2 protein-coding genes and 1 pseudogene are annotated in these 2,025 nt (G+C 76.3%); all 3 read left to right on the forward strand.

The genetic code is table 11. From position 1 onward, the window contains the following. Positions 1–252: 252 nt before the first annotated feature. Complete coding sequence (locus JK364_RS54115) at positions 253–864, forward strand: nucleotide exchange factor GrpE (RefSeq protein ID WP_201858833.1); 612 nt, start codon at positions 253–255, stop codon at positions 862–864. Positions 865–871: 7 nt separating this feature from the next. After that, on the forward strand, positions 872–1,843 hold the full coding sequence (locus tag JK364_RS54120) for a DnaJ C-terminal domain-containing protein (protein WP_201858834.1): 972 nt from the start codon (positions 872–874) through the stop codon (positions 1,841–1,843). Beyond that, a pseudogene (locus JK364_RS54125) lies at positions 1,840–2,025 on the forward strand (chaperone modulator CbpM); the annotation flags it as partial. The gene JK364_RS54120 and the pseudogene JK364_RS54125, both read left to right, overlap by 4 nt.

Genomic DNA, 2,025 nt, shown 5'->3' on the forward strand with positions numbered 1-2,025 from the left:
CCTGGCCGCCCATGGGACGGCCGGTGCGGGCGCGGCCCCGGGCGGCGCGGCCGGTGGGCCCGGCGCGGGCGGCGCCCAGGACACCGGGACCGGGGGCGGCGGAGGCGGAGGCGGAGGCGACGAGGACGTCATCGACGCCGAGTTCGACAAGGGCTGACCGAAACCCATCCGACGAAAGCCGATCCGACGAAAGCCGATCCGACAAAGGCCGATCCGGCAAAAGCTCACTGAGAGGCTCACTGAGAGGCCGCCATGTCCACTCAACCGCAGCAGCCCGACCCGGTGCCGGAGGGCGCCGTGACGGAGCCGGAGCGGGAGCGGGACCTGCCCGCCCCGGGCGCCGCGGAGGCGCGCGGCGCGGGCGGGGAGGGCCCCGGCCCGGACGCGGCCGGCGGCCCCGCCGTAGGCGAGGCCGACGAGCGGGCCGCCGAGCAGGCCGCCGCGCTGGCCGAGCTCGACGACCGCTGGCGCCGGGCCCTGGCCGACCTGGAGAACCTGCGCAAGCGCCACGCCAGGGAGCTGGAGCGGGAGCGGGCCGCCGAGCGGGCCCGTACGGCGGTGGCCCTGCTGCCCGTCGTCGACAACCTCGAACTGGCCCTCTCCCACGCCGAGGCCGACCCCGGCTCGATCGTGGAGGGCGTCAAGGCCATCCACGACCAGGCCGTGGCCGCCCTGGCCCGGCTCGGCTACGAGCGGCAGGGCGAGACGGGGGTGCCGTTCGACCCGGCCCGGCACGAGGTGGTCGGCGTGGTCGAGGACCCCGAGGCCGAGCCGGGCACCGTGGTCCAGGTGCTGCGCCCCGGCTACGGGGAGCCCGGCCACCAACTCCGGCCGGTGGCCGTGGCCGTGGCGAAGCGGGAGTGAGATGGCCATGGCACGGGACTACTACGAGGTGCTCGGGGTGTCCCGGGGCGCGAGCCAGGACGAGATCCAGCAGGCGTTCCGCACCCAGGCCCGCCGCCACCACCCCGATGTGAACAAGGACCCGGCCGCCGAGGAGCGGTTCAAGGAGCTCAACGACGCCTACAGCGTGCTCTCCGACCCGCGGACCCGGGCCCGCTACGACCGGTTCGGCGAGGACTTCCGCAAGATCCCCGAGGACTGGGAGGAGCGCGTCGGCGCCGGTGCCGGAGGCGGCGGCGGTGGCTTCCGCGGCTGGACGACGGCCGGCGACGGCGGCCGGGTGCGGTTCACCCGTGGCTTCGGCGAGGACACCGGGGGCGAGGGGGTGGACTTCGAGGACCTGTTCGGCGCGTTCTTCGGCGGTGGCGGCGCGGGCCCGGGCGGCGCGGGCCGCGTCACCGTCCCCGGGGCCGACCAGGAGGCCGAGCTGCCGCTCACCGTCGAGGACGCCTTCCACGGTGGGCGCCGCGGCGTCACCCTGGCCGGGCCGACGGGGCAGCGCACCTTCGAGGTGAACGTCCCGCCGGGCGTCGTCGACGGGCAGCGCGTCCGGCTGGCCGGGCAGGGCGGCCACGGCACCGGTGACGCACCGGCCGGGGATCTCTACCTACGGGTGCGGATCCAGCCCCATCCGCGGTTCCGGCTGGACGGCCGGAACATCCATGTGACGCTCCCGGTGTCCCCCTGGGAGGCGGCGCTCGGCGCGACCGTCCCCGTGCCCACACCCGGCGGCACCGCCAAGGTGACCGTCCCGCCCGGCTCCTCCAGCGGCCGCAAGCTGAGGCTGCGCGGTGAGGGCATGCCGAACCCGCGCGGCCCCGACGGCGATCTGTACGCCGAGATCCGCGTCATGGTGCCGCCCCACCTCGGCGCCCGGGAGCGGGAACTGTTCGAGGAGCTGGGCCGCACCTCCTCCTTCGACCCCCGGAGGGAGCGATGAGCACTCACATACCCGGGACCGTCACGGCCACCCGCTACCCGCCCGTGACGTCCGTCCACTACGAGCTGGTGCCCGCGCGCAGGCTCTCCCTGGAGACCGTGGCCGGCCGCACCGGGCTCCACCCCGACCTGATCCGGCGCTTCGTCGCCCTCGGCCTGATCGACGCCGAGCGCGACGCCGCC

The sequence above is a fragment of the Streptomyces endocoffeicus genome (assembly GCF_016741935.1).
GTDB classification, from domain to species: Bacteria; Actinomycetota; Actinomycetes; order Streptomycetales; family Streptomycetaceae; genus Streptomyces; species Streptomyces endocoffeicus.

What these genes read in the sequence shown, in the direction of transcription:
- JK364_RS54115 (WP_201858833.1), top strand. Translation starts at nt 253, where the DNA reads ATGTCCACTCAACCGCAGCAGCCCGACCCGGTGCCGGAGGGCGCCGTG.
- JK364_RS54120 (WP_201858834.1), top strand. Translation starts at nt 872, where the DNA reads ATGGCACGGGACTACTACGAGGTGCTCGGGGTGTCCCGGGGCGCGAGC.